The organism is Plesiocystis pacifica SIR-1, assembly GCF_000170895.1.
GTDB classification, from domain to species: Bacteria; Myxococcota_A; Polyangia; order Nannocystales; family Nannocystaceae; genus Plesiocystis; species Plesiocystis pacifica.
Window position 1 is genome coordinate 63,151 of sequence record NZ_ABCS01000008.1, and the last position, 26,813, is coordinate 89,963.

At 71.4% G+C, this 26,813-nt stretch carries 20 protein-coding genes; 7 read left to right on the forward strand and 13 right to left on the reverse strand.

What is annotated here, in order from left to right:
- Positions 1 to 37: 37 nt before the first annotated feature.
- A complete protein-coding gene (gene coaE / locus PPSIR1_RS41925) occupies positions 38 to 1,204 on the forward strand; it encodes a dephospho-CoA kinase (RefSeq protein ID WP_006970090.1) in 1,167 nt (388 codons plus the stop codon).
- Positions 1,201 to 2,346: a CaiB/BaiF CoA transferase family protein gene (locus PPSIR1_RS05925; protein ID WP_006970091.1), complete on the forward strand. Its 1,146-nt coding sequence runs from the start codon at positions 1,201 to 1,203 to the stop codon at positions 2,344 to 2,346. The genes coaE and PPSIR1_RS05925 overlap by 4 nt, the downstream gene beginning before the upstream one ends.
- A 5-nt stretch (positions 2,347 to 2,351) precedes the next feature.
- On the opposite strand, the gene PPSIR1_RS05930 is transcribed toward PPSIR1_RS05925, so the two are convergent.
- The 10 genes from PPSIR1_RS05930 to PPSIR1_RS05975 form a co-directional block, all read right to left on the reverse strand.
- Entirely contained in the window at positions 2,352 to 3,008 is a 657-nt protein-coding gene (locus PPSIR1_RS05930) for a glutathione S-transferase family protein (protein ID WP_006970092.1), read from the reverse strand.
- Positions 3,009 to 3,016: 8 nt separating this feature from the next.
- Complete coding sequence (locus PPSIR1_RS05935) at positions 3,017 to 4,324, reverse strand: hypothetical protein (RefSeq protein ID WP_006970093.1); 1,308 nt, start codon at positions 4,322 to 4,324, stop codon at positions 3,017 to 3,019.
- Positions 4,273 to 5,247, reverse strand: coding sequence for a hypothetical protein (locus tag PPSIR1_RS05940; RefSeq protein ID WP_045115460.1), 975 nt, complete (start codon positions 5,245 to 5,247; stop codon positions 4,273 to 4,275). Before PPSIR1_RS05940 ends, PPSIR1_RS05935 begins: the two co-directional genes overlap by 52 nt.
- A gap of 98 nt (positions 5,248 to 5,345) precedes the next feature.
- Positions 5,346 to 7,175 carry a molecular chaperone DnaK gene (gene dnaK / locus PPSIR1_RS05945; protein ID WP_006970095.1) on the reverse strand — a complete coding sequence of 610 codons (1,830 nt, stop codon included), beginning with the start codon at positions 7,173 to 7,175 and terminating at the stop codon, positions 5,346 to 5,348.
- A gap of 182 nt (positions 7,176 to 7,357) precedes the next feature.
- Positions 7,358 to 9,034: a hypothetical protein gene (locus tag PPSIR1_RS05950; RefSeq protein ID WP_006970096.1), complete on the reverse strand. Its 1,677-nt coding sequence runs from the start codon at positions 9,032 to 9,034 to the stop codon at positions 7,358 to 7,360.
- Positions 9,035 to 9,121: 87 nt separating this feature from the next.
- Positions 9,122 to 10,162 carry a tyrosine recombinase XerC gene (locus PPSIR1_RS05955; protein ID WP_006970097.1) on the reverse strand — a complete coding sequence of 347 codons (1,041 nt, stop codon included), beginning with the start codon at positions 10,160 to 10,162 and terminating at the stop codon, positions 9,122 to 9,124.
- Between the two features lie 36 nt (positions 10,163 to 10,198).
- On the reverse strand, positions 10,199 to 11,122 hold the full coding sequence (locus PPSIR1_RS05960) for an NAD(P)-dependent oxidoreductase (protein WP_006970098.1): 924 nt from the start codon (positions 11,120 to 11,122) through the stop codon (positions 10,199 to 10,201).
- A 13-nt stretch (positions 11,123 to 11,135) separates the two neighbouring features.
- Positions 11,136 to 13,430: an amino acid permease gene (locus tag PPSIR1_RS05965; RefSeq protein WP_006970099.1), complete on the reverse strand. Its 2,295-nt coding sequence runs from the start codon at positions 13,428 to 13,430 to the stop codon at positions 11,136 to 11,138.
- Positions 13,431 to 13,549: 119 nt separating this feature from the next.
- Positions 13,550 to 14,440: a hypothetical protein gene (locus tag PPSIR1_RS49155; protein WP_198154468.1), complete on the reverse strand. Its 891-nt coding sequence runs from the start codon at positions 14,438 to 14,440 to the stop codon at positions 13,550 to 13,552.
- Positions 14,441 to 14,534: 94 nt separating this feature from the next.
- Positions 14,535 to 15,677 carry a TMEM43 family protein gene (locus PPSIR1_RS05975; protein WP_157595238.1) on the reverse strand — a complete coding sequence of 381 codons (1,143 nt, stop codon included), beginning with the start codon at positions 15,675 to 15,677 and terminating at the stop codon, positions 14,535 to 14,537.
- A 371-nt stretch (positions 15,678 to 16,048) separates the two neighbouring features.
- Between PPSIR1_RS05975 and PPSIR1_RS05980 the strand changes: the two genes are divergently transcribed.
- From PPSIR1_RS05980 to PPSIR1_RS41935, 5 genes are read left to right on the forward strand one after another with little or no spacing between them, the layout of a single operon-like run.
- Positions 16,049 to 16,720, forward strand: a complete 672-nt coding sequence (locus tag PPSIR1_RS05980) for a hypothetical protein (RefSeq protein WP_006970102.1) — start codon at positions 16,049 to 16,051, stop codon at positions 16,718 to 16,720.
- Positions 16,717 to 17,166: a hypothetical protein gene (locus PPSIR1_RS05985; protein WP_157595239.1), complete on the forward strand. Its 450-nt coding sequence runs from the start codon at positions 16,717 to 16,719 to the stop codon at positions 17,164 to 17,166. The genes PPSIR1_RS05980 and PPSIR1_RS05985 overlap by 4 nt, the downstream gene beginning before the upstream one ends.
- Positions 17,167 to 17,189: 23 nt before the next feature.
- Positions 17,190 to 17,720 (forward strand): hypothetical protein, encoded by a 531-nt coding sequence (locus tag PPSIR1_RS05990; RefSeq protein WP_157595240.1) that lies wholly within the window; start codon positions 17,190 to 17,192, stop codon positions 17,718 to 17,720.
- Positions 17,717 to 18,166, forward strand: a complete 450-nt coding sequence (locus tag PPSIR1_RS05995) for a PASTA domain-containing protein (protein ID WP_006970105.1) — start codon at positions 17,717 to 17,719, stop codon at positions 18,164 to 18,166. The genes PPSIR1_RS05990 and PPSIR1_RS05995 overlap by 4 nt, the downstream gene beginning before the upstream one ends.
- A gap of 43 nt (positions 18,167 to 18,209) precedes the next feature.
- Positions 18,210 to 22,382, forward strand: coding sequence for a S8 family serine peptidase (locus PPSIR1_RS41935; protein WP_086001047.1), 4,173 nt, complete (start codon positions 18,210 to 18,212; stop codon positions 22,380 to 22,382).
- Between the two features lie 61 nt (positions 22,383 to 22,443).
- On the opposite strand, the gene PPSIR1_RS06005 is transcribed toward PPSIR1_RS41935, so the two are convergent.
- From PPSIR1_RS06005 to PPSIR1_RS06015, 3 genes are all read right to left on the reverse strand, one after another.
- Positions 22,444 to 23,250 carry a hypothetical protein gene (locus PPSIR1_RS06005; RefSeq protein ID WP_157595241.1) on the reverse strand — a complete coding sequence of 269 codons (807 nt, stop codon included), beginning with the start codon at positions 23,248 to 23,250 and terminating at the stop codon, positions 22,444 to 22,446.
- Positions 23,251 to 23,320: 70 nt separating this feature from the next.
- Complete coding sequence (locus PPSIR1_RS06010; RefSeq protein WP_006970108.1) at positions 23,321 to 24,757, reverse strand: DUF4340 domain-containing protein; 1,437 nt, start codon at positions 24,755 to 24,757, stop codon at positions 23,321 to 23,323.
- A gap of 50 nt (positions 24,758 to 24,807) precedes the next feature.
- Positions 24,808 to 26,811, reverse strand: coding sequence for a GldG family protein (locus PPSIR1_RS06015; protein WP_006970109.1), 2,004 nt, complete (start codon positions 26,809 to 26,811; stop codon positions 24,808 to 24,810).
- Positions 26,812 to 26,813: the final 2 nt, after the last annotated feature.

The following is a 26,813-nucleotide window of genomic DNA, read 5'->3' on the forward strand; positions in this document are numbered from 1 at the left end:
GCTCACAGCCGCGGCGAGCGGTGTTATCCTCGGGCCAATGCAGGTCTACGGACTCACAGGCGGCATCGGGAGCGGCAAGTCGACGGTCGCCGCCATGCTCGAGGAGTACGGCATCCCCGTGGTCTCCGCCGACGAGCTGTCGCGCATGGTCGTGGCGCCCGGGAGCGTCGGACTCGCCGACGTCGTCCAGGCCTTCGGCGCCGAGGTCCTCGACGATCGCGGCGAGCTCGACCGCAAGAAGATCGGGCGCGTGGTCTTCGCCAGCCCCGAGCGCCGCAAGGAGCTCGAGGCCATCCTCCACCCGCGCATCCGCGAGCGCTACGAGCAGGTCCTCGACGCCCTCGAGAAGGCCGGGCACCCCGTCATGGTCTACGAGGTGCCCCTGCTGTTCGAGAAGAAGCTCGAGCAGCAAGACGAGATGGCGGGCGTCATCCTCGTCACCGCCTCGGCCGACACGCGCATCGCCCGGGTCAAGGCCCGCGACGCGCTGACCACCGAGGACGTCCTCGCCCGCATGCGCGCGCAGATGCCCGAGGAGGAGAAGCGCCGCCGGGCCAACTACATCATCCACAACGAGGGCCACCTCGACGACCTGCGCGTCGAGGTCGAGCACCTGATCTCCCGCTACCTCCGGCTGCCGCCCAACCGCAGCTTCGGCGCGGCCCCCAGCGAGCCCATCTCGGTCGTCGCCCCCGCGGGCGAGTCCGACATCGACACCCTGTCTCCGGAGGAGGCCGACGCGGTCGAGACCCTCGAGCCCGAAGAAGCTGGCCCGGACCCCCACGAGGAGCCCACCGCCGAGACGCCGCGCGCCGAGATCGAGTCGCAGATGCAGGCCCGCGCAGCACCCACGGCCCCCAACCCGGTCGTCGCCCCGCCGCCTCCGGTGGGTGGAGCGGGCGGTAGCGCGGGCGGCCCTGCCCCCGCCGCGAGCCACGAGCTCGAGGTCGAGCTCGTCCGCGACAGCGGGCGGGCGGCCAAGCCCATCCCGCCGCCGCCCAACCCCATCGGTCCGCCCAACGCACCCAACCCCATCGGGTCGCCCAACCCCATCGGGCCGCCCAACCCCATCCGACCCGCGCCCGCGCCTGCGGCCCGGAAGAAGCCGCCGCGACCGCGAACTGGCACCATTCGCCAGATCAGCGTCCCCGACGTCAAGCCGCCGCCGGCCACGGGCGGTGACTCCAGCGAAGAGCCCTCGTGAGCGCCGCCGCCCCCCCGCCCCTCGACGGCCTGCTGGTCGTCGACTGTACGCGCCTGGTCCCTGGGGCCGTGCTCGCCCGGACCCTCCTCGACCTCGGCGCCCGGCTGATCAAGATCGAGGCCCCCCGCGGCGGCGACCTCATGCGCACGGCCCCGCCCCTGGTCGGAGGCGTCGGCGTGGGCTACTGCGTCTACTTTCGCGGGGCCGAGTCCCTGCGCCTGGACCTGCGCGACCCCCTCGGCATGGCCCGGCTGACCAAGCTGCTCCAGCGCGCCGACGTGTTCATGGAGAGCTTCCGCCCGGGCACCCTCGCCCGCTGGGGCCTCGACCTCGACGCCGTCGAGGCCAGCAACCCTGGGCTGGTCAGCTGCACCCTCCCGGCCATCGCCGACGACGACAAGCGCGTCGCCCACGACCTCAACCTCACCGGGCTCACGGGCTTCCTCGGCCAGCTGCCCGGGAACCTCCTCACCCACGGCTCGGGCGCGGACATCCCCCGCATGCTGATCGCCGACGTGACCACGGGCCTGCTCGCGGGCAGCTCGATCCTCGCGGCGTTGGTCGGGCGCGGGGCCACGGGCCGCGGTCGCCGGGTCAGCCAGTCCCTGCTCAGCGCCCCCCTGCCCTTCCTGACCTGGCCGTGGGCCGACCAGGCCGCGGGCGTCGGCAGCATGGGCGGGATGTTCGAGAACGTGCTCGCCGGGCGCGTCGCCTGCTACCGCTGCTACCGCTGCGCCGACGGCAAGCTGATCAGCGTGGGCTGCCTCGAGCCCAAGTTCTGGGTGAGCCTGTGCCAGCTCCTCGAGCAGCCCGAGCTCGCCGCGGCGGGCCTCGATCTGGGGGCCCGGGGGCAAGCCGCCGCCGACGCCACCGCCGAGCGCTTTGCGACCAAGCCGGTCGACGCGTGGATGGCCCTGCTCGCCCCCGCCAACCTCCCGGTCGCGCCGGTCCACGACCTCGACGCCGCGCGCAGCGAGGCGCTGATCGCCTCGGCGGGCCTGCTCGAGCACACGCCCATGCCCGGCGGCGGTCAGCTCAGCGTCCCCGGGCCCGCCCTGCCCAGCGTCAGCAAGACGCCGAGCCGCCCGGCGCCGAGCCTGGGCGAGCACGACCAAGCCATCATCGCCGAGTTCGGGCTCTAGTACCCCTACTCGACCAGCTTCGAGCCGGCCTTGGCGATGTCTTCTTTTTTGACGCGCGCCGGCACCTCGCGGCCGCGCCGCACCGCCGGGCGCTCGCGGACGCGCTCGATCCAGGCCGAGAGCGCGTCCAGGCCGTCGATGGTGATCCCCGACCACTCGTAGGTGTGCGCCCACGACCAGTTGGCGATGTCGGCGATGGAGTAGTCGCCCACGAGGTAGTCCCGGCCCTGCAGGCGCCGGTCGAGGACCTCGAGCAGGCGCCGCGACTCCTTTTGGTAGCGCTCGATGGCGTAGGGGATCTTCTCCGGCGCGTAGCGAAAGAACACGTTGGCCTGGCCCATCATCGGCCCGACCCCGCCCATCTGGAACATCAGCCACTGCAGGATCTCCGAGCGCTCGTTCGCGTCCTCGCCGTAGAGCGCCCCCGCCTTCTCCGCCAGGTAGACCAGGATGGCCCCGGACTCGAACACCGCGAAGCCCTCGTTGTCGCGGTCGACGATGGCCGGGATGCGCCCGTTGGGGTTGATGGCCAGGTAGGCGGGCTGCTTTTGCTCGCCGCCCATCAGGTCGAGGCGGTGGACCTCATAGTCGAGGCCCAGCTCCTCGAGGACGATGGAGGCCTTCCAGCCGTTGGGGGTCGCTGCGGTGTAGAGGTCGATCATGGTTGTCCTCACTGGGTCGAGTAGTCGTCGGGACCGAACACCTCGAGCAGGTCGAGGACGCCCATCAGGACGTGCTGCACGTTGTCGACGCGGATGTCGTTGTGGAAGATCGAGGTCCGCAGCCCGCCCCGGGCGGCCTCGCGGTCGACGACGTAGTAGAGGTCGACCTCGTCGACGTACTGCAGCTGCATCACGCTGCGCAGCGCCCGGGCCAGGGTCCGGCGGTAGCGCTCGGCGTGGAGCTGGTCGCCGAGCTCCCCGGCGAGCACGTAGGCGTCGACGAGGCCCTCCATGAACACCCCGGTGGCCGAGGCGTGGGGGATGCCGTAGTTCTTCTTGCGCGTGTAGAAGCGGCCCTTCTCGTCGTCGTAGAGGGCCTCGTCCCACACGGCCATCTCGTCGATGAGCCAGTCGTTGATGGTGAACACCCACTCGGCGAGCTCGGCCCGGGTCAGGCCCGAGGGAGACTCGGGGGCGGTCCCGACGGGCCAGCCCTCGGGCGTCCGCTCGGCCTTGCCCTCGGCCTCCGGCCCGCCGGCGGGTCCAGCTTCGGGCGCGTCCGGAGTCGGCGGCGGCGTCTGGCCTTCGCCGGCCTCGCCCTCCCCCTCGCCGGTCTCCCCCGTCGCGTCCGTGGGCGTCGGCGCCTCCTCGCCGAGCACCCGCCACATCGCCACGCTCGCGCGGGAGTGCCAGGGCACGAAGGCCGGGCGGCGGTTGGCCGGGTCGAGGTGCCAGGTCCGGTAAAAGCGGTAGCTCGCCTCGTAGCGCCGGAGCAGCTCGGGATCGCGGGTCTCGGCGTAGAGCTGCGACCACAGCAGCAAGGTCTCGCCCGGGTAGAAGTTGGCCGCGTTGTCCCGCTTGTGGCGCGGGCGGTAGTAGAGCGTGAACTCGCCGCTCTCCGACCACAGCGAGGCGATGGTCCGGCGCAGCGCGTGCTCTTGGGTCTGCCAGCGCGCCCGCTCGGGATGGTTGATGATCGCCAACGCGGCCAGAGACATGGCGCCGAGCTTGACCGTGCTCGCGTACTGGATGATCCCGAGCTCGCCCTCTTGGCGGTAGAAGTGCTCGAGGTTGTAGTCGATGTTCTGAGCCACCCGGGCCCACAGCTCGGGGTCGTCCTCCCGCTGCGCAATCTCGATGAGCGCGTTGGTGGCCATCCACTGGCGGATCATGTTGTTCCCGTCGCCCTCGACGTCCAGCGAGGGCAGCCACAGGTAGCTCATCCGCCCGTCCTCGTGGAGGTGGTGGAGCATCCAGTCGCGCATCAACGCCGCGGACTCCTCGGTCGCGGCCTGGCTGACGGCGCCGGGGGGCACGTAGACGTTGCCGCGAAACAGCTTGGTGACCTGTCGGCTCGTCGACGCGTCGGCGGCCGCGGACTCGGGGTTGGCGGCCAGGCCCGCGTCGGCGCCCGCTCCCTCTCGCCCCCAGGCCGCGCCCAGTGGCGTCGCTCGACCTTGCGGGCGCGACCACGCCGGGGCTTGGAGACCTCGCCCGCGTCCGACTCCGCCGCCGCGACGCTGCTCGTGCCGGGGCCGGGGCCGTCGCCGTCGAAGTAGACGAGGAACTGGTGCGCCTCGAACCACCGCGCCTGGGCGCCGCGCACGACGAACTGCTGCTCGTCGACGCCGGCTTGCTTCCAAAAGTGCTTCACGCCGTGGCGAACCTTGAGGTTGCGGGCGATCATCATCGTCGGCGCCCAGCGCTCGAAGTGCTCCTCGCCCATGCGCAGCTCGAGGCCGCGGATGCCCAGGTTGCGGTTCGAGACCTGGGCGCGGATGTTCTTGAGGGTCGGGCCTTCGATGACGTGGAAGGCGTGGGCCAGGTCGAGCTCGATGGTGTCGGGGGCGGGCTTTGAGCCATCGCCGCCCTTCCCAGCGCGCCACGCCGACACCGCGTCGTCCAGGGCCACGCGCACGCTCTCGTCGAGCTCGCCTTCTGGGCCCCAGGCCTCGGCCAGCAAGACCCCCTGGCCGCGCAGGGCGACGTAGGCCGCCCCCCGACCGCGGCGCAGCTCCTTGGGCGCGCGCTGCTCTCGAAGCCGCGCGAGCGCCCCGGGGTCTCCGCTGGCGCTCGCGCCCTCTCCGGCCGCGCCGAGGCCCAGCTCCCCCGCCAGGCTCAGCACCCAGGCCCCCGTCGCCGCCGTCTGCTCCGGGCCAAACTCGGCCAGCGCGATCTCTTCGGGCAGCAGGTCGCGCTTGGCTCGGGGCTCGAAGCAGCCGCTCGCGCCCAAGCTCAAGGCGGCGACGCAAGCGAGCGCCAGCCGCCACCGGGGGCGGGCCGAGCCTGAATCGTCACGGGACCACGCGCTCATGAACCCGCTCGCTCACCGCCGGCTCAGGACAGGTTGGTCTTGGTGACCACGCCGCGGAACATGTTGAGGGTGCGCTCGAGGCTCTCGGTCACCTCGCCGAGGGCGCGAAGATCGTTGCCCTTCATCTCGCGCCGCGCCCGCTCGAGCACGCCCTGGGCCTTGGCGATGGCGTCGCGGCCGAAGCTCGTGCCGCTCATGATGCCCTCGACCTGCGGGAACAAGGTGTCGACCTCCTTGACCAGGCCCTCGACCTTTTGGCGCTCGCGCTCGAACTCCTCGCTCGCGCGGACCTCGACCATGTAGCCCTGGCTGGCCTCGACGAGGCGCTGGAGCTCCTCCTCGGTCAGGCCGGAGGTCGCGGTCACGGTGATCGACTGCTCGCGCCCGGTCTCGAGGTCCTGGGCGGCGACGGACACGATGCCGTCGGCGGAGATCGAGAAGGTGACCTTGACCTCGACGTGGCCCTTGGGCGCCTCGCGCAGGCCCGAGAGGATGAACTCGCCGAGCAGCTCGTTTTGCGTGGCGTTCTCGCTCTCGCCCTGGAGCACCAGGATCTTCACCGAGGTCTGGTTGTCGCGGACCGTGGTGAAGATGTGCCCGGCGCTCGTCGGCACCGTGGTGTTCTGGTTGATCAGCGTGTGAAAGTTGCCGCCGTGGACCATGATGCCGAGGCTGTGCGGCGTCACGTCGAGCAGCAGCAGCTCGGGGTTCTCGTCGAGCAGCGCGCCGGCTTGGATCGACGCGCCCAGGCCCACGACCTCGTCGGGGTGCACGCCCTTGCAGGGCTCGCGCTCGAAGAACTCCGCGACCGCGCGCTGGACCAGGGGCATGCGCGTCATCCCGCCCACGAGCACCACGTCGTCGATCTCGCCGACCCCGACGCTGGCGTCCTCGAGGGTGCGCTCGCAGATCGAGACGGTGCGATCGACCAGATCGCGGGTCAGGTCCTCGAGCTGATCGCGGCTGAGGGTCTCTTGCAGGTGGTGGGTCTCGCCCGAGGCCGTGGTGTACAGGAAGGGCAGATCGATGAGGGTCTCGCGGACCGAGGACAGCTCGCAGCGCGCCTTCTCGGCGGCGTCGCGCAGGCGCTGGAGGCTCATGCGATCGTCGCGCACGTCGACGCCGGTGCGCTCTTGGAACACCTGGATGAGCCAGTTCATCACCCGGATGTCGAAGTCCTCGCCGCCCAGGAAGGTGTCGCCGGCCGTGGACACGACCTCGAACACGCCGTTGCCGATGTCGAGGATCGACACGTCGAAGGTGCCGCCGCCCAGGTCGTAGACCGCGACCCGGCGCTCGAAGTCCTTGCCGAAGCCGTAGGCCAGCGCCGCCGCCGTGGGCTCGTTGATGATCCGGATGACCTCGAGGCCGGCGATCCGCCCGGCGTCCTTGGTGGCCTGGCGCTGGTTGTCGTTGAAGTAGGCGGGGACGGTGATGACCGCCTTCTCGACCGCGCTGCCGAGGTACTGCTCGGCGACCATCTTGAGCTCCTGGAGCACGAAGGCGCTGACCTCCGGCACGGAGTAGACCTGCTCGCGCAGCTCGATGCGGACGTCGCCGTGGGGGCCCCGAACGATGGTGTAGGGGCACGAGTCGCCGACCGTGCGCGTGGCGGGGGAGTCCCACTTGCGCCCGATCAGCCGCTTCGCCGCGTAGACGGTGTTGGCCGAGTTGGTCACCGCCTGGCGCTTGGCGATGTGGCCCACCAGCCGCTTCCCGCTCTCGGAGATGGCGACCATCGAAGGTGTGGTTTTGTAGCCCCCCTTGTTGGGGATCACGGTCGGGACACCCTCTTCGACGATCGCTACGACCGAGTTCGAGGTCCCGAGGTCGATTCCGACGACGTTCTCCATGCTGTCCGCGTGCCGCAGAGGTCGGCGGACCTCGTTCGCGGCCAGAACAGGCTAGTGTCCCGGGTCCGCGATCTGCAAGCTAAATAACGTGGTTCCCCAGCGAGCGCCCGTGGGGCCGCCAAACCCCCAGTGGGCCGATCGCTGCGCCGATGGCAGCTCGAGCAGCCACCCCGAGCGTCTGCTCAGGTCTGCTTGGCCTTGCTCAGCAGCGCGCGGGTCTCCGCCGTGGGCATGATGGCGACCGCGCGCTCGGCCTGCGTCCGGGCGCGCGCCCCATCCCCAGCGGCCAGGAAAGCCCGCGCACAGTCGGCGCGCAGCTGGCCTCGCTCGGACTGACTCAGGCTCACGTCCTCGTTGGGTCCATCGAGGATCTCGACGGCTTTGAGGGCGAGCTCGTGGGCGCGCTCGTCCTCGTCGACGTCGAGCAGGCGCGGGATGGCCTCGGCGAGGTTGCCCAGCGAGGGGTGGGCCTCCGCCGCCTGTCCGTAGGCCTCTGCGGCCTCCCGGGTCCGCCCGTCCCGACGCAGCTCCCGGGCGCGCTCGAGCTGCTCTTGGGCCCGGTCACTGCGCGCCACAGCCAGGCACTCCTGCCACAGGCGCTCGTACTCGGTGTTTCCAGGATCTTCTTGGAGCGCGAGCCTGTACAAGGTTGCAGCCGCGCCGTGGCGGCCCTGGGCCTGCTCGAGCTCGGCGCGCCCGGCCAACACCGCGCCCTTGCGGCTGTTCTCGGCCTGGGCCTCGCGCTGCTCTCGGGTGGCCTCGACCCGCTTCTGCTCACGTCGCGCCAGGCGCGCGCGCTGCTCGGTGCGGACGACGGTCATGCGCTCGTCGAGCTCCCGACGCGCCTCGCGTTTGGCCTCGCTCTCGGCCTCGGCGGCCAGGCGCAGGGCCTCGGCCTCCTCCGCCTCCTTGCGGGCCTGCTCTGCCCGCGCGACCGCCTGGGTCTCTTCGTGCTCACGCTGCAAGCGCGCGAGGTAAGCGTCGACGAGGGTCCGACGCTGCTCGGCGTCCATGAGGAATTCGTAGGACGCCCGCGAGCGACGAAAGAGGTCGTCGAGGATCTTGCGGAAGGACCCGAGCTCCTTGCCGTAGAAGGCGTCCGGGTGGAACTCCCGGCTGGTGATGTGGAAGGCCCGGCGGATGACCTTGGGATCGTCCGTGGGCGCGAGGCCGAGGAGCTCGAAGTGGCCGATCTGGCCGAGGCGATCGTGGACCGCCAGCATCCGCCGCTGACTCTCGAGGGGGACGGCCAGGGCCGAGTCGAGGCGCGTGTCATTGAGCGCGACCGGCCGAACGGCCTCGAGGATGGGCCGCCCCTCATGCTCCGAAGCGGCCGCTGCCGTGGGCAAGTTCTGGCTCTCCGCGCCCATCCCGGCGGCGGGCCCCACGACAGATCCATCGGCGGTCTTCGACGACCGCTGGGGTGTCGAGGTCGACTTGGCCTTTGGCTTGCGCTTGGGCTCGCCCTCGGGCGGCGGCCCTTCGGGCGCCCCCGAACCGCCCGCCTCGCGAATCATCCGCATCTGCGCCTCGAGCAAGCGCCGTCGACGATCTCGAGCGCGCTCACGCAGCTCGGGGTTGCCAGCGGCCGGAGCCGGCCGCCCGTGCTTGCGGGCCTTGGGTGCGGGCTGAGCCTCGCGCACGACGAGCGCGCCGAGCTCGATGAGTCGCTCGACGATCGCGTTGGCGGTGTCGCTGTCGAGACCCGAGGCCGAGGCGATGTCCTCGATGCTCGGACCGTCGCCGCCGGACAAGGCCTCGACGCGGCTGAACACGTAGAAGTCTTGGGGGCTCAGGGGCAGCGCACGCAGATCCTGGTCGCGGTTGACCGCGAGCCTGAGCGTGGGCGCCAGAGCCATGGTCCGCAGGGTAGCGCAGCGTCTGCGCCGCAAACAAATGCTCGGCAGCCTCGCCCCCCTGCCCCACGTCCACGACTCAGCGGGGCTTCACTTTCCCTCGTTCGACGTGGGCGTCGACTTCGGGGTCGGGCGACCTGTCCCAGAACGCCCCGCAGCTTCTGCCCCTGTAGCATCCGCGGCCAAGCTCGCCCGGGGATGTGCGCGCTCGTAGAGCGAGAACAGGTGACCCATGTCCAGGTGGGTGTAGCGCTGCGTCGTCGACAAGCTCGCGTGGCCGAGCATGCTCTGGATGCTGCGGAGATCGCAGCCGCTTTGCAGCAGGTGGGTCGCAAAGCTGTGGCGCAGGCCGTGGGGGCCGACGACGGCCCGGGCTCCGCTGGCCTGGCAGCGGCGGTAGACGACCTCGCGGGCGACGCGGGTCGACAAGCGCCCGCCCCGGGCCCCGAGGAACACGGCCTTGCCCGCGTCGATCCGCGCCGGCGATCGCATCCCTTCCCTGGGTGTGGGGGCCAGCAGACCCTCGCGGGTGTCCAGCCACGCGCGCATGGCCTCGGCGCCCTTGCGCCCCAGGGGCACCACGCGGTCCTTGTTGCCCTTGCCCTGCAGGACCCGCAGGGTCAAGCGCGCCGCGTCGCCGGAGCCCTCCCAGCGCAGGTCGGCGAGGTTCAGGGCGACCGCCTCGGACACGCGCAAGCCCGCGCCGTAGAGCACCTCGAGCAGGGCCCGGTCGCGCAGACCCACGGCGCCGGGGCGCTGCTCCCCGTCGATCATCTCGGTCAGATCCTCGACGGGCAGGGCCACCGGCAGCTTGCGCCCGAGCTTGGGCCGGCGCATGAGCGCGACCTCGTTCTCGGCGATCCAGCCCTCGCGGCGGCAGTACTCGGCGAAGGTGCGCAGGGCCGAGAGCTTGCGCCCCACGGTGCTCGCGGCCCGCTTGCCGTGGAGCTCGGCGAGGTAGGCCCGGACCTCGCGCAGGCGAAGGTCGCGGAGCTTCGCCGGGCGATCGCGCCGGGCCTCGACGTTGTCGATGAAGCCCTCGATGTCCCGGGCGTAGGCGCGGCAGGTGTTCGGCGAGAGCCGGCGCTCCTTGTCCAGGTGCACCAGGAAACTGGCCAGAGCCTCGCGCATCGCTCGATGGTAGCGCGGACCCGCGGCCCGACCAATTTACTCGCGCAGCTCGAGCTTGGCCCAGCGCTCGAGCAGCGTCGCCATGGCCAGGAAGTCCCGGGGCCCCATGCCCTCGGCCACGGCCTGGTCGTAGAGCCCGCGGACCACCGTCGCCGCCGGCAGCGGCACGCGCTCGTTCTCGGCGTGGCGCAGGGCGAGGTGGAGGTCCTTGTGCATCAGGTCGAGGCGAAAGTGGGGCTCGAAGTCGCCGGCGAGCAGGTAGGGCGTCTTGAAGGTCCCGAGCCCCGTCTTGCCCGCGCTGTTCTCGAGGATCTCGGCCATCTTGGTCAGCGGCACGTCGAGGAGCTTGGCCAGGGTGTAGCCCTCGAGCAGGCCCTGGAGGACCACGGCCTGGGTCATGTTGAGGCAGTACTTGGCCCGCTGCCCGTCGCCGAGGCGCTCGCTGACGTGCACGGTGTGCTTGCCCATGATCTCGAACAAGGGCATGGCCCGGGCGACGATCTCTTCCTCGCCGGCGACCATGATGGTCAGCTTGCCGCCCTCGGCCCCGAGCTTGCTCCCGGTGATCGGCGCGTCGAGGAAGCTCGCGCCCTCGCCCTCGCAGGCCGCCGCGAGCTGCTCGGTGAGCTTCAGGCTCGTGGTCCCGCAGTCGATCACCAGCGCGCCCTGGCCCACGCCCGCGAGCGCGCCCCCCTCCCCGAGCAGCACGGCGAAGGTGGCCGCGTCGCTGCCGACGCAGGCGATGATGAACTCGGCCCCGCGCGCGGCGTAGACCGGCTCGTCGACGACGCGCACCGAACCGCCGCTCGATAGATCGACGGTGTCGGCGACCACGTCGGCCGCGGCCTCGGCCCGGCTCTTCGTGCGGTTGTAGATGCGAAGCTCGTGCCCCGCAGCCGCGAGATTGCGGACCATGCCCGCACCCATGGTGCCCGTACCCAAAAAGGCGATGACGCTCATCGCCGGGAGGGTATCAACCGTACAGCGGCACGGGCACCAAGGTTGAGCCCTCGAGGCGCTCGTCGAGCGCCGAGATGCGCTCGGGCTCCATGCCGTAGGTGCCGACGAGGACCATGTGCCCCGTGAAGTTGTGGCGGTCGTGGAAGTCGACGAGGGTGTCGAGGGCCGCGGTCAGGTCGTCGGGCTCCTCGGGGTCACTGGGCGGGACCACGGCGAGGTAGACGGTCAGCTCGGGGCTGGCCCCCTCCCCCTCCCGAGTCGGCGCGGGCCCGACCACGCTGCTGCTCCCGGCCAGCTCCGTGAGCTGGGTGAAGATGCGCAGCGCGTCCGTGGACAGGCCGGCGGGGCGCATGGTGCTGCGGTCGACGCGGTAGACCTGCTCCTCGCTGACCGCCGCGCTCATGTGGAACACGACCATCTGGCGGTAGGGGATGCCGGTGACCTTGGACTGGACCTTGGCCAGGCCCACGGCCTGCTCGACCAGGCGGCCGATCCGGACCGAGCCCACGGCGACCACGACGGTCCGATCTTCGGTCTCGATGGCGGTCGACTCCACGGTCTCGATGGTCCGGCGGAAGTAGCTGTGGGCCGCGCGCAGCAGCTGGCGATGGTTGTACATCAAGATCACCCCCGCGACCCCCACGGCGACGATGACCACCAGCGTGCGCAGCTCGCCGAGCTCGCCGGAGTAGCTCGTCGACATGCTCAGCAGCGCGTAGCCGAGCACCACCAGGCCCAGCAGCGCGGCGACCGGGACCTGCACCCCGCCCACGCTGAGGTTCAGCGGCGCCCGATACACGCGGCGATCGTCCCCGCGGAAGCGCCGCAGCAAGATGAAGGCGATCACGCCGGAGAACATCACCAGGCCGAAGGTCACCCCGTACCAGCGCTCGAGCTTGGACAGGTTCCAGTCGCCCTCGATCGCGAGCAGCAAGATGGCCGCGAGCATCAGCCAGTGGATGCGCGAGAAGGCGCCGCGCTCGTTGGTGTCGAGGACCAGGCGCGGGAGCAGGTTGTCCCGGGCCATGGTCAGCCACAGGCCGCGGGCGCCGGCGAAGCCCGTGTTGCACGCGCCGATCAGCATCAGCGCCGCGTTGGCGACGATGACCACCTTCCACACCCGCGCGAGCGCGATGGAGCCCGTGACCCGCAGCACGCCCTCGTGGCCGAGCACCGCCAGCAGGTAGCTCGAGCTCCCGGCCAGCTGGTGGGGCTCGAGGACCAGGAACAAGAGCACGCTGAGCGAGCCGCCGATGACCAGCAGCAGGCTCAGCATCCACTTGTAGATCCGGCCGATGTCGCGGCGCGGGTTCTCGAGCTCCTCGGGGATGTTCATCACCGACTCGACCCCCGAGGCCCCGAGGATCGACACCCCCGCGCCGGCGAGGATCAGCGGCGCCCCGAGGCTGGCGAAGCCCGGCAGCGACTCGATGATGCCGTGGTGTTCGTGGGTGTCGTCGCTGACCGGATCGGGCACGGGCAGGCCGTCGGGCCCGGCCTGGCCGCCCCCGAGCTCCACGGGCAGCTGGGCGTAGAGGGCCCGGAGCGCGTCGAGGTCGGCCTCGCCCGAGCCCATCAGCGCCCCGCCGTCCAGGAAGCGGGTCCAGTCCACGCCCGAGAAGAACAGCGAGACCACGCAGATCACGATGGTCACGGCCATCACGCCGAGGTTGATCAAGAAGATGGTCTTGCTGACCTGCACGCTCTCCTTGAGGCCTTCGTTGTTGAGCATGAAGAGCATGACCAGGGGCGGGAACATGATCACCGCGCCCGGCGTCATCACGGCGCTGAGCATGACCGAGGCCGCCGCCGTCGCCAGGACCGTGAACACCACCCGGCGCCACTGGTGCGGCATGACCCACACGCCAAAGCCGATCGAGGGGATCATCGACAGCCCGATCGCGGCGAGGGTCGCCGGGCCGCGCATGCCCGCGACCAGGGAGTAGACGTAGTCCGAGTAGGCGAGCAGCGAGACGATGGCCGTGGCCACGTAGGAGAAGCTGATCACGATGCCGACCATGGCCGCGGCCATGATCGCCAGCTTGCCCAGGTGGCCCAGGGCGTAGCGGGTCATCACGTAGGTCCCGCCGTTGCTCAGGGTCAACAGCACGGCCTCGACGTAGAGCGGCGCGAGCAGGAAGAGCAGCGCGTAGAGGCCGATCTGAAACACCGGCGTCGCGTAGCCGACGCCCGCGGCGATCAGCGCCCCGGAGCTGTAGTAGGGCGAGGTCAGCGGGTCCGGACCGACGAGGAACAGGCCCTCTTTCCAGCTCAGCCGCTGCGTGTGCTCGTTGCCCCCCGCGCTCATTTGGGCGCTGTATGCCCGAGGCCCCAAAAAGCCGCAAGGCCTGCCCCCAGGTTGCGCGCGCGGGGGACGGGACCGGGTTTAGCCGCGTCCTGGGCGAGCGGAGGCAACGGCGCGCCGACTCAACACTCGCACTCGTCTTCGCCCGCTTCGTCCTGGAGGAAGTAGGACATCGAGTAGCCGAAGCTCGCGTCGGGCGTGGGCGAGAACACCCGGATCAAGACGTCGCCCGCGAACGCGACCCCGACCCCGGTCAGCTTGACCCGGCCGTGGGTGGAGCTGCTCGATCCGAGCAGCTCCAGGGTATCGGCGTCGTAGGCCTCGACGGTGATCGTGTTCTCCGGGGCGTCGGGGAGGTCCTGGTTGCCGCAGGGCATCCCGCACCAGCTCGAGTCCTCGTGAAGCAGGTTGAAGCTGAAGATGTAGGGCGAGTTGGGCTCGAGGCCAAAGTCGATCTCGCTCCCGGCGTAGCGGTACCAGTCGTCCTCTCCCGGACACAAGAAGCCGCCCTCGAGGTGCGCGACGGCCGTGCTGAAAGAGATGTTCGTCCACGGAATGGTCGGCGCGTCCTCGGGCACGGCGTTGGGCTCGTAGGCGTCGTTGTCGGCGCAGTCCGAGCCCGTGTCGGTCTCGGAGCTCGACTCCTCAGTCCCCGTCTCCTCCGTGCTCGACTCTTCCGAGCTCGACTCTTCCGAGCTCGACTCCTCCGTCCCCGTCTCCTCCGAGCTCGACTCCTCCGTCCCCGTTTCTTCAGCGCTCGACTCTTCCGAGCTGCTCGTGTCCTCCGAGCTGCTCTCCTCCGTACTCGACTCTTCCGAGCTGCTCGACTCTTCCGAGCTGCTCGACTCTTCCGAGCTGCTCGTGTCCGTGTCGACGTCCGCGGCCGCGGTCGACTCGCTGTCGCCACCGTTTTCGTCCGCGGAGGCCTGCCCATCCTCGCCGTCACCATCGCAGCCGAGCGCGAGGATCAAAGGCAGTGCAGCAACCAGACAACCGAAGCGGACGCGACCCATGTCAACGGTCTAGCAGAGCGAGCGCGTGGCATCCGCAGCCATCTGCACGGCGCCCTGCCCTCCCAGACTTCCAGCCAAGCCAGCTGGTCGGGACCTAGCCCTTGGACTTGCGCTTCATCTTGATGCCCAGGAACAGGATGCCAGCACCCAAGGCGAGCAGACCGATCGCCAACAGCGGGCGATAGAAGATCCAGCCGACCGCGATGGTCGCCAGGGTCAGCGGCAGGGACACGGCGAAGCTGATCAGGAAGGCCCCGCCCTCGATGAAGCTGCCGATGAAGGGCACGACGTCGGCGACCACCACCAGCGGGCGCAGCGTCATCATCATGCCGATGAACATCATCCCAAAGCCGACGACCCGGATGATCCAGGTCATCATGGTGTTCTCGTCGTTCATCTGGGCGAACATCTCGTCGGCGCTGTGGTTGCCGACCTCGAGGCGCGGCTCGAGCTCGCGGTCATCGGGGGTCGTCCACGAGCCGAAGGTCTCGCCCGCTTGGCCCGCGACGATCGAGACCTGGGTCGGCGAGGCGACGGTCTCGAGCTTGATGCGCACGTCCCCGACCTCGGGCATCGCCGGGTCGACGCCGAAGTAGATGTAGTCCCCGGACACCGAGGCGCTGCGATCCCCGAGGGTCACCGAGGCGATCGCCTCGGTGTCCGGGGCGAGCACGGTGAAGTCGTCGATCTGCGAGACGAGCTCCGGCGAGAGGCTGCGCGCGCCGAGGGTCACGGTCTGCGCGTCGAGGGTCTCGCCCTCGGCGGGCATGGGCGGGTTGTCGTGGCCGAGCTCGGCGAACTCCGTCGAGTCCTCGTAGGACGCGGACCAGTCCGTCGAGTAGGTGTAGGTCGTGACCGTCTCGGTCCCGCCGCCGAGCTTCTTGCGCTTGGTCGACTCGGAGGTCTCGATCCACTGGTACATCTCGACGCTGCGCCGGAGCCGGAGGGCCGCCGCGCTCTGGCCGATGACCGAGTCCGTCAGGTTGTCCGAGGTCGCGGCCTCGCCGACGCAGTGGACGAGCTCGCCGTCTTGACCCCCGTCGACGCTGTCGACGGACACCGTCGCGACCGCCGAGGAGCCCGCCTCGAGGTCCGCCGCGCGCTTGACCGCCCGGCCCTCGCCCCAAAACAGCACGGGGAAGGCGACCAGGAACAGCACGACGCCGATGAGCACGCTGCCGATGGATGAGATCAAACGACTGAACCCGGACTCGTGCTCGACTTCGGTGACGGCCATGGCGATCACCTACCACGAAGGGCTCTGGCGCGGGTGGGGTCCACGGCGTGCGCGTGCTCGCCAGGCGCGAGGGTTTGGGGCCTTTGGCCTCGCAAAACGACTTTTGGGTCGACCCGCAGCTCTGCCCTGAGCGCGCTCTTGCGACTCTCGGTCTCGTTCGCCGGCCTGGACGACGCCACGCCCTCCCTGCCCACGTCCACGACTGCTCGCGACCTCGACCCAAAAGTCGGCTCGCATAAAACCTGACTCTGAAATGAAATTTTTCTTTCGCGGACTTAATCCGTTCGTCTCGACGCGGGCACAACTCGAGTGAACCGGGTCGACGCGCTCGCCTCCGAGCCCGCCTCGACCGGTGATTGAGAGGCTGAATCATGTGTCGTTGCCGAGCGCATCTGCATCCCCACTCCTCGCCGCTGCGCGCCCAGCAGCTGCGCCCCTTCGTCCACGAGTCCCTGCGCCACCACGACGACGCGAGCTTGCAAGCGCTGCTCGAGCGCGAGCTCGGGGTCGACGGCTTGGCCCAGGTGCATCACGGGGCCGAGGGCCTGCTCGGGGACATCGGCGGCTTCCTGCAGCGCAACGGCGCGAGCATGGCCAGCGGGGCGCTCACCGGCGCGACGGCGGGCTCGGCCTTCGGGCCCATCGGGACGGGGATCGGCGCGGCCGCGGGGGCCCTGCTCGGCGCGGCCGGTCAGCCCAAGGCGACGACGACCCCAATACCCGCGACGACGCCCACGACCGCGGCTCCCCCCGCGACCGCGCCTGGTCAACCCAGCGCGTCCGTGGCCCTGCTCCAGCTGCTCCAGCGGCCCGAGCTCGCCCAGGCCCTGCTGGCCCTGGCCATGGGTCGCGCCGGCGCCACGCAGACGCCGGGCGCTCCGGGCCAGGCTCCGGTCTCGCCGGTGGCCGTGGCCACGACCCTCGCCCAGCTCGCGGCCAAGGCCGTCGAAGAGCACCACGGCGGCCACCACCACCACCACGCCGACGACTACGACGACTACGCCGACGTCGAAGACGACGAGCTGTGGGAGGTGTGGACGTGAACGCCGAGGCCCTGCTGCGCCAGCTCGCCCACGCCCAAGGGAGCGAGTCGACCGAGGCGACCGAGGCCGGCGAAGACCCCCGCGTGCCCCTGCTCCGCGCCCTGCTCGAGCAGCAAGCTCAGCCCGACGAGGCCGAGCGCGCCGACCGACGCGAGCGCCTGCGCCAGTCCATCGCCCGGCTCCGCGCCGAGCACCGAGCCCTGTCGGAGACCAACGCCCTGCTCGCCGAGGCCCTCGGCGCCTGCGACCGCTGCTGGGGCAGCGACCCCGAGTGCGAGGGCTGCGAGGGCCACGGGCAGGCGGGGCACTTCGAGCCCGACCGCGCCCTGTTCAACGAGCTCGTCGGGCCCGCGCTCCGGCGCCTCGCCCGAGCCCGAACCCGACGCGGCGCCCCGCCGCCGACCACGACTTCCTGCCACCAAGACGATTCCAACCACCTGCAATGACCAAGGACCAACGAGGACACACCATGACCGACATCGAACGATACGAAGACGAGGCGCTGGACATGCTCGAGCACGCGGGCGATGACCAGCTGGACGAGCTGGACGACCTGCTCGAGAGCTACGACGGCGAGGACTACGAGGACGCCGAGCGCCGACGCCGACGCCGTCGCGGCCGCTCCAGCCGGCGCAGCTACGGCGGCAGCGCCCGCCGCCCCCGGGGCTACGCCACCCGCGGTGAGCTCGGGCGCGTGGCCAAGGTCAACGCCCGCCAGAGCAAGGAGATCGCCGCCCTGCGCCGGGAATTCGAGTCCCAGCGCCAGACCCAGCTGCTCATGACCCTGCTCGGCGGCGGCAAGCGGACCGTCAAGGTCGAGTCGAGCAAGCTCGGCGATCTGGTCAACACCGAGCTGGTCCTGTCCGACGCCGGCGACCCCCTGACCACCCTGCTGCCCATGCTCATGAGCGGCGGCTCCCTCGGGGGCTCGTCGAGCGGCGCCAAGGCCAACGACCTGACCCCCCTGCTGCTCATGATGAGCCTCGGAGGTGCGAAGTGAAGCTCGACACCAACACCCTCATGGGCGTGATGCTCGGCAAGCAGCGCGGGCTCTCGACCCGCGACGCCCTCCTCGACGCGGCCATGAGCCAGGCCCTGATCGGCAACTCGGGCAACCCGGCCATGGCCTGGATCGTCCAGGAGCAGCTCAACGCCCGGCGCGTCGCCGAGGCGGCCCCGCCCGCGCCCGTCCCCGGAAGCGCCGCCGCGCCCAGCTTCGTCGGCATGAGCCTCGACGAGGCCAGCGCCCTCGCGGCTCAGCGCGGGGTCTCCCTCGCGGTCGCCTTCGTCGCCGACGAGCTCGCGCCGACCATCGAGAGCCAACACCCCGCCGCGGGTGAGGCCGTCGCGGCTGGGGGCTACGTGGTCGTGAAGATGGCCACGGCGGACAACCCGGATGACCCGGCCGATCCGGCCGACCCCATCCCGGTGTTCCAAAACAGCTGAGCGCGACTGAGGCCAGACGGGTGAGGCGAGCGAGGGCGAGGCGATGACCACGGCGACGAGGACGGAGATGGATCCGGGGTTGTGGGAGCTCGCCGAAGGTGTGGGGGCACCGGAAGTCGCCGCCCTCGCCCGCCTCGCCCCAGGGCTGCCCGCGCCCCCGGCCATGCGCGTCGTGGCGCGCATCGGCGACATCGCCAGCGTCCGCCTGCCCCGGGCGCGCATCGCCGAGCTCCGCCGCGCGCCGGGGGTGCTCAGCCTCAAGGCTCCCCGCCCGATCGCCAGCCACGAGCGCGGGAAGATCGAGCGGCGGGGGCCCCTCGCCCGCCAGTCCACGCCGCGGGTGCGCTCGCTGGTGGGCGCGTCCGAGGCTCGAGACGAGCGCGGTGCCGGCTGCGTCGTCGCCGTGCTCGACTGGGGCCTCGACCTGCTCCACCCCAATTTTCGACGCCCCGACGGGGGCACGCGGCTGCTCGCGCTGTGGGACCAACGCGCCCCCCGACGCGCGGCCGCTCCGACCTCTCCCAACCCCTACGGCCGCGGTCGGGTGTTCGATCGCCGGACCCTCGACGCCGCCCTGCAGACCGCCGACCCCTTCGCCGCCCTCGACCTCGACCCCCGCCGCGTCGCGCCCCGGGGCGGGAGCCACGGCACCCACGTGCTCGACATCGCCGCCGGCCGACCCGTCGTGGGACCCGGCGGGGTCGCCCCAGGGGCCGAGCTCGTGTTCGTGGAGATGGGGCCCTCGAACACCGCCGGCGTGTACAACTTTGGCGACGAGCTCGCGGTCTTCGAGGCGGTCCACTTCGCCATCGCGGCCGCCGGCTCGCGCCCGCTGGTCATCAACATGAGCATGGGCCGCCAGGCCGGGCCCCACGACGCGCGCACCCTGGTCGAGATGGCCCTCGACGCCGCCGTGCGCAGCCGCCCGGGCCTGGTCATCGTCAACAGCGCGGGCAACTACGCCGACGCCGCGGCGCACGGCTCCGGGCGCTTCGAGCCCGGCGAACTCGGGGCGCGGCGCGAGCTGACCTGGACCCTGCGCCCGGGCGACGCGACCGGCGACGAGCTCGAGCTGTGGTACCCGGGCGCCGACCGCCTGCGCGTCCAGCTCGTCGACCCCCACGGCCACGTCCACGGGCCGTGGCGCCTGGGTGAGCGCGGGGCCATCGTCGATCCCCGCCGCCATGGTCTCGCTCGGACCGTATGGGGCCGCGCCTACCACCGCGCCGACGACCCCAACAACGGCGACCACCTGTTCAACCTCTTCCTCGATCCCCAGGCCCCGGCGGGCCCGTGGACCCTCGAGCTCGAGGCCGAGCACATCGTCGACGGCCGCTACCACGCATGGATCGAGCGCGACGCCGGCGGGGCCGAGCAGCAGTCTCGCTTCGTCCCCGAGGACGTCGATCGCCGCGGCACCACGGGGACCATCGCCAACGGCCACGCGACCCTCGCCGTCGGCGCCTGGGACCCCAAGACGGGGGCACCCGCGACCTTCTCGAGCGGCGGACCCACCCGAGACGGCCGGCAAAAACCCGAGCTCCTCGCCCCCGGCGTCGACCAGCTGGCCGCGGCGAGCTTCACCGGCGGCGCCGCGCCCCGGCTGACTCGCAAGTCCGGCACGAGCATGGCCGCCCCCCACGTCGCGGGCACCGTCGCCCTGCTCCTCGCCCGCGCCCCCCACCTCGACGTCGAGACCGTCCGCGCGCTCTTGCGCCGCTCGGCCCGGCCCGTCCCTGGCCCCCGCGCCTTCGTCGGCTGGGGCCTCGTCGACCCGGCCGCGGCCCTCGACGCCCTCGACGACCTCCTTCAACCCAACGACCGTGCCCAAGCTCAGGAGTCGACCATGAACCTCCCCTTGCCGCCCTCCACCCTGGCCCACGGCCGCGCCCAATCGACGGCCGCGGCCGAGCGCCGCCTGCTCGCCGCCGCCCTGGCCGAGGGCAAGCGCGACCCGAGCGCGCTCAGCTCGCTGATCTTCCACCATCGCCACCCCGAGCGTCAGGGCGCGCGCATCAAAAAAGGCGAGCGCGCATTGATCAAAGAGTGGCTGGCGATCCGCGAGGAGCTGGTCTGGCCGACCGTCGCCGCGCGCTTGCCCTACTCGCCCACGCGCGTCGACCCGGCGCAGCTCGCCGCCCAGCCGTCCCCGGTGCGCGCGGCCAAAAAACCGACCAAGCGCTGCGTGGACGAGTCCGACGACGAGTGCCCGGCGCTGCCCGACATGATCGCCGTGCGCGGCGTCCAAGGCGTCCCCTTCGAGTACGTGTGGCACATCGAGGCCGAGTCGACCCCGCGCCTGGACCCCGGCACCGGGCTGCGCTTTTACACCGCCCACCAGGCGCTCCGGCGCCAGCGCTTCGTGCCCCCCACCCACGAGGCCGTGCGCGCCTTCGTCCGCAACATGCGGCGCTTTGGCATGCCCATCGACGCGATCCTCACCGGCGGCTCCTACGTGTGCCGGTGCATCGGCGGGACCAGCCGGATGAGCGAGCACGCCCGCGGCGAGGCCTTCGACCTGGTCGGGGTGCGCTGGGGCCAGGGCGCGCCCGCGGGGCGCCTGCGCGAGACCATCGTCCGCGACCCCAACCTGTCCGACGCCAACGAGCGCCGGCTGCTCGTGCGCATCAACGCCTGCCTGCGCCTGTCCTTCGACCGGGTCATCGACTACTCGCGCAGCGACCACCGCGACCACTTCCACGGCGACATGAACCGCGGCCGCGGGCGGACCCACGACTCGACCACCTTCCGCTTCGTCCAGGAGGTCCTCGGCCTGCGCCAGACCGGCAAGCACGACCGGCCCACCAACGAGGCCCTGGCCCGCTTCGCCGGCGTCGAGGGCAGCGCCCTGCGGGGCGACGGGGAGCGCCTCGACGCGGCCCTCGAGGCCCTGTTCAGCCACGTCGCGAGTGGCGGCGTGCTCGGCCAGGCCGCGCTGAGCGTGGGCCAGACCATGCTCCAGCTGGCCTCACCCGCGCCCCTCCCCTTCCTGCCCTTCGTCCCGGGTATCGGGAGCACGGGGAGCGCCGAGGCCCGCGCGTCCTCGGGCCTCGACGCCGAGTCGGCGCAGTGGGCCCAGCTGATCCTCGCCCGCGCCGACGGGGCGGGCATCGTCGCCGACGGGCGCTTTGGCGAGCGCTCCCGCGAGGCCCTGCGCCGCTTCCAGGCCCGCGCCGGCCTCGAGGACCACGGCCGCGTCGACGCCCCGACTCGGACCGCCCTGGTCCAGGCCGGCCTCGGCTACCTCGCGCCAGGCACCGAGTTCGCGCCCACGGGCACCCTCGACGCGCGCACCCGCGACGCCCTGCTCCGCTTCCAGGCCGACGAGGGCCTCGACACCAGCGCCCGCTTCGACGCGGCCACCCGCGCCAAGATGCTCGAGGGCCTGCGCGAGGACTGGCCGTGGCTCGCGGCCCAGGACCGGCGGCTCCCGGGGCTCCCCGAGCTCGACGGCCCCCGCGTCCCCGCTGGCTTTCGGACCGACAGCAAGTCCCGCGGCCTCGTCCGGCGCAGCGCCCATCGCTTCGACCGCACGGTCCTGGCCATGCGCCGCGCCGGGCTGACGACCATCACCGACGCCGAGATCGACACCCTCCAGCGCGTCGCCAACATCGAGACCAGCGGGCGCATGCAGACCCTCAACACCTGGGACAACGCCGTGGTCAGCATCGGCTTCATGCAGTGGACCCTGCGCCACGGCAAGATCCAGGAGTGGATCCGCCTGGCCCCGACCGCCTTCGCCCGCCACGGCATCGAGCTCGACCCGGCCCTGCGCTACCGCTGGAAGGTCGAGGCCATCCGCGGCGCGCCGGACCCCGAGGTGCTGCGCTGGGGCGGCTGGGGCGAGCGCTTTTACCTCGCCGGGCTCGAGCGCGGGGCCGTCATCGCCGAGCTCGCCCTGGCCCGCGAGGTCCTGGGCAGGCAGCTCAAAGGTCTCGCCTACCGCCTGCGCGAGCGCGGCGTCGCGGCCTCGGAGACCGCCCGCTTCCGCAACCACTACGACGCATCAGCGGTGATCCGCGGCATGTTCCAGGCCAGCTACAACAACCGGCCGGGCAGCGCGACCGCGGCCGTCGCCCACGCCCTGCGCCGGTCCAGCGCCAGCGACGACGCGGCCGCCTTCCAGGCGCACCTCGCCGCCGGCATCCAGGCCTCGTTCAAGGACTCGAGCGGGACGAACCTGACCACCAAGACCCTCCACGGGGCTCGGCTCTAACCCTCTGTCTATTTTAGCCGTCGTGGACGACGCCACGCCCTCCCTGCCCCACGTCCACGACTCACAGCTGCCCGCGCGAGTGGGCGATGAGCAGCAAGCGCGCGGCCAGGTCGACCCCGCCGGCGTTCGAGTGGGCCACCGCCTCTTGCTTGGCCTTGCCGACCTTCGAGCGCGAGGCCCCGACGAAGCCGGGCTTGCGCCGGGACTCGACCAGCCGCCGGTCGTAAAAGGCGTGGGGCGCGAAGGCGCGCAGGCGCTCGACGAGGGTCGTGAAGCTCGTCAGGCTCGAGTGGCTCTTGGCCTCCCCCAGGCCCGCGTAGCGCAGCCCGTGCTGGGTCAGGAGCACCGGCGCGGCCTTGGCCGCCTTGGACTGAAGCACGAGGTAGAGCTGCTCGCCCCACTCCGACTCGGTGCTCGTCGAGGTCTGCGTCTGCTTCTTGCGCATGACCATCCCGCCCGTGGCCACGGCCCGCGCCGCGCTGAACTTCTTGCTCGTGGTCTCCCGCGTCGTCCGGGTCTCGGTCAGCGCCATGGCGTGGATCAGCGCGTAGACCTGCTCGGGGCGGACCGAGAGCGCGCGCCCGGCCCCGCGCAGCTCGAGGGTGCCCGCGGCCTCGTCGAAGGCGAACTCCCGCGGCGTGAACATCTCGCTGGCGCTCGGCACCGTGCTCAGCGCGCAGCCGACCGCCCCGTGGCCCCACCCGCGCAGCTTGGCCATCAGCTCTGAGGCCGGCCCCTGCTCGGGCATGCGCGCGACGATCACCGGCAGCGGGCCGTTGAGGCGCATGCGCAGATCGTAGGGAAACAGCCCGAGCATCGCGGCGAGCTCGGGGAGCTGCGCTTGGAGCCCCGGTCCCCAGCGCGTCACGGCCACGACGTACACAGCGCGAGCCTAGCAAAGCCGGGCCCGCGCTGGGACGCGTTCAGCCTGTGGAGCCTCAGGGCATGGGCATGCCCTCGGGCAAGGCCATGCCCTCCGGCATCGCCGGCATGCCCTCTGGAGCGCCGGCCCCAGCGGGGGCGTCCGGAGCGTCGCGCCAGAAGTCGTCCGCGGCCTTGTGCAGCTGGGTGAAGCTGGCGTCGGCGATCACGTAGTACCACTGGTTGAAGCGCTTCGCGAGCATCTCGGCCCGCGCCTTGCCCCGCGGCGGCGCCAGGGGATCGGGCGCGTCGGCGGCCCCCGGGTCCCGGGTCGGGTCGTAGCCCACGGCCACGAACATGTAGCGGTTGGCCCGGGCGTTCTCGCCTTCGGCGACCTCGGCCTGCTCCTCGCCCTCGCCGCCCGCGGTCAGGGTCTCGCCCGTCGCGTAGGTAATCTCGCCGAAGTAGAGGGTGTAGACGACGCCGTCGTTGGCGAACAGGCGGACCTCGCCCTCGTTGCCGAACAGGCGCTGGTTGGGGGGCTCGCCGCCCACGAAGAAGCCCTTGCCGAGCAGGTCGAGGGCCGACAGGCGCTCGGGCTGGGGCCGCACGCCGACGATCTTCAGGCGGTCGGCGCTGCCGACGATCTGCTTGACCTTGCTGGGGTTGAGCTCCTTGCCCGCGGGGGCCGAGGGCGGGGGCGGCAGGGGAACCTCGCCGGTGTAGGTCGCCCGGTCGATGGGCTTGCCCTCGGCGTCGACGATGGCCGGCTCGCTGAGCGTCCACTCCGGGGCGCCGGCGGGCATGGGCTCGCCCTCGGGGCCGAAGGCCGTGGGCGCCTTGAGCTCGAAGTAGAGCGGGTTGTCGCCCTCGACCACGCCGCTCTCCTCGTCGACGGTGTAGCTGTTGCTGAGCAGCGCGACGATGTTGTCCTGCTCGATCTTGAGCAGGTCGTCCTCGATCCAGTCGGTGAACGAGGTCGAGATCTCGGGCTTGAGCTCGACGGCGTAGACCCGATCCTTGCCGGGGTAGCGCACGTACTTGTAGCCCTGCTTGTCGGGCACGTCCTTGCCGATGATCAGGTCGACGAGGGTGGTCCCGGCGGCGTCGCGGATGGTCACCCGCTGGCCCCGGGCCCCCTCGGCGTCGACGTCGGCGTCGCCCTCGGGGTCGACCACGCCGAACTCGGCGTGCTCTTTGGCGTCGTCGCTGCGGACCTGGTCCTTCTTGGCGCCCAGGAAGGACGCGGCGGCCTTGCCCATGCGCTCGGTGCCGTCGGCGGGGTAGTTGTTGTGGCTGGGGATGACCCACACGCCCTCGTCGAGCTTGACGGAGAAGCTCGTCAGCCGGGCCTCCTTCTCGTCGTACTCCTTGACCTCGAGGAAGGCCGCGGCGGTCGGGTCTTCGAACTCGGGGAACAGCTGCTCGCCGGTGTCTTCGAAGGTCGGCGGCGCCATGGTCTTGGGCCGCATCGAGAGGGCGCCGACCGCCGAGAGGGCGGCGACGACAACCATGATTCCGGTCGTACGGTTCATGTCCATGTCTGGCTCCTTGTCGGGGGTCCTCAGGCGTCCTTGCGCTTGCGGCTCTCGGGGATGGTCGAGCTCTCCCGCCTACGCTTGCGCAGGAAGAGCAGCAGGCCCATGAACAGGGCCGGGACCGGCGGCCACAAGATGGCGGCCACGCGGATGCGGTCGCGGACTTCGTCCACGGCCCGGGCGTGCTCGGCCTCGACGCGGTCGATCTCCTGGGACTTGTCCCGCTCGATCTGCTCCGTCTTTGCCTGCAGCTTGCGGTTCTCGGCCTCTTGGGCCGAGCGGATCATGATCTGCTTGGTGGTCTCGTCGAGGTCGGCGCGCTGGCTGATGGCCGCGACGGACTCGTCGAGGCTGGCCTGGGCCACCTCGATCTGCGCCTTCGCGGCGTCGTTGGCCGCGGTCAGCTTGTCCTGGCGCTCCTCGTTGGCCTTCTTGGTCATGTCATCGACCTTGCTCAGCCGGCGGAACACCGGCTGGCGCTTGCGCAGCTCGATGAAGCGATCGTCGCCGAGCAGGCTGTCGATGGTGTTGAGCAAGAAGGTGACGTTGTCGAAGCGCATGTCGATGAGGCCGTCGCCGTCGAGGTCACCGCCGCGCTCGTGGAACTGGAAGAAGCTGTCCGCGAACATGTCGAGGTCCGCGAGCACGATGGCGTTGATGTTGGCGTTGGAGCCGGTGTCGCCACCGCCCCCGCCGCCGCTGATCCGCGCCCCGACGACCAGTTCCTTGACCCCGTCCTGGGCCGCCATGCGCGTGGGCGTGGGCGGCACGCCGCGGAACTGCAGGCCGAACAGGAAGTTGCTGTCGTCGACGAACTGCTCGAAGGGGTCCCAGCCGCCCTTTTCGCCCGTGACCAGGATGGGCTCGAACGTGGTCGAGACCGCGGGGAAGGGCCGCAGCTCGCCGCCGAACAGGGTGATGATCTGGGCCAGGCCGTCGACGCTCTCGTCGCCGCCGGTGAAGGTGTTCTTCCCGTCGCGCTCGCCGAACACCACGATGCTGCGCGGCGCGTCGGCCAGCTGGGCCTCGGGGTTCTCGAGGTCGAAGGACACGTGCTCGGCCGGCCAGTCGACGCCGATGGTCGCCAGCAGGGCGCGGTAGTTGCCCTTCTCCTCCGGGGGCTGGCCGCCGCCCATCATGCCCTGGGAGGGCGGCGGCAGCATGGGCTGGCTCGGGGCCAGCTTGGGGTTGAAAAAGGGCAGCGGGTCCGCGACCAGCAGCGCCGGGCGCCCGGCGAGCAGGTAGGACTGGACCGCGTCGACGCTGGCCTGGTTGAGGCTCGAGACCTGGGGGACGAAGAGCACGTCGACGTCCTCGGGGATGGCCGAGCCCGGGTTGAGGCTGCGGACCTCGTACTGCTTCTCGAGCTCGTCGACCACGCGCCAGCGGGGGATCCGGCGGCGCGACTGCAGGTCGAAGTCGCCCATGATCTTGGTGTCGTCGCGGATGATGCCGACGACCTTCTTCTCGGGCTGGGTGACGACCTCGAGGGCGCGGACGATCTCGTACTCGACGGACAGGCCGCGGTCGAAGAAGGGCACGACCTCCTCGCGCGGACCCGAGGTGAAGGCCACCCCGAGGAACACCGGCAGGGTGTCGACGCGGTCGCCCTCGGTGCTGACCAGGGGCCGCGGCGCGATGCCGTAGTTCTCGATGGCCTCCTGGGCGTCCTCGGAGAAGGTCTCGGGCTCGACGATGCGCACCGACAGGCCGGGCCCGCCGCTGGCCTCCATCTCGCGCAGGATGTTCAGCAGCCGGCTGCGCACGGGCACGTAGGGCCGCGGGACCTCCTTGGACACGTAGGCGGTGACGACCACCGGCGGGATCTCGACGGCCTCGCCGCCGTCTTCGGTGCTGGGCACCGTGGTCCCGATCGAGCGGATCAGCTTGCGCGTCCCGCTGGTGATCTGGCTGAGCCCCTCGGCCGTGAGGTCCGCGCGCGCGTTGCTGCGCTGGGCCATGTAGGTGAGCGAGCCGACCGTCGCCGCGAGGGCGAACAGACGAATCAGGTGATGGTGACGGGGCTGCATGA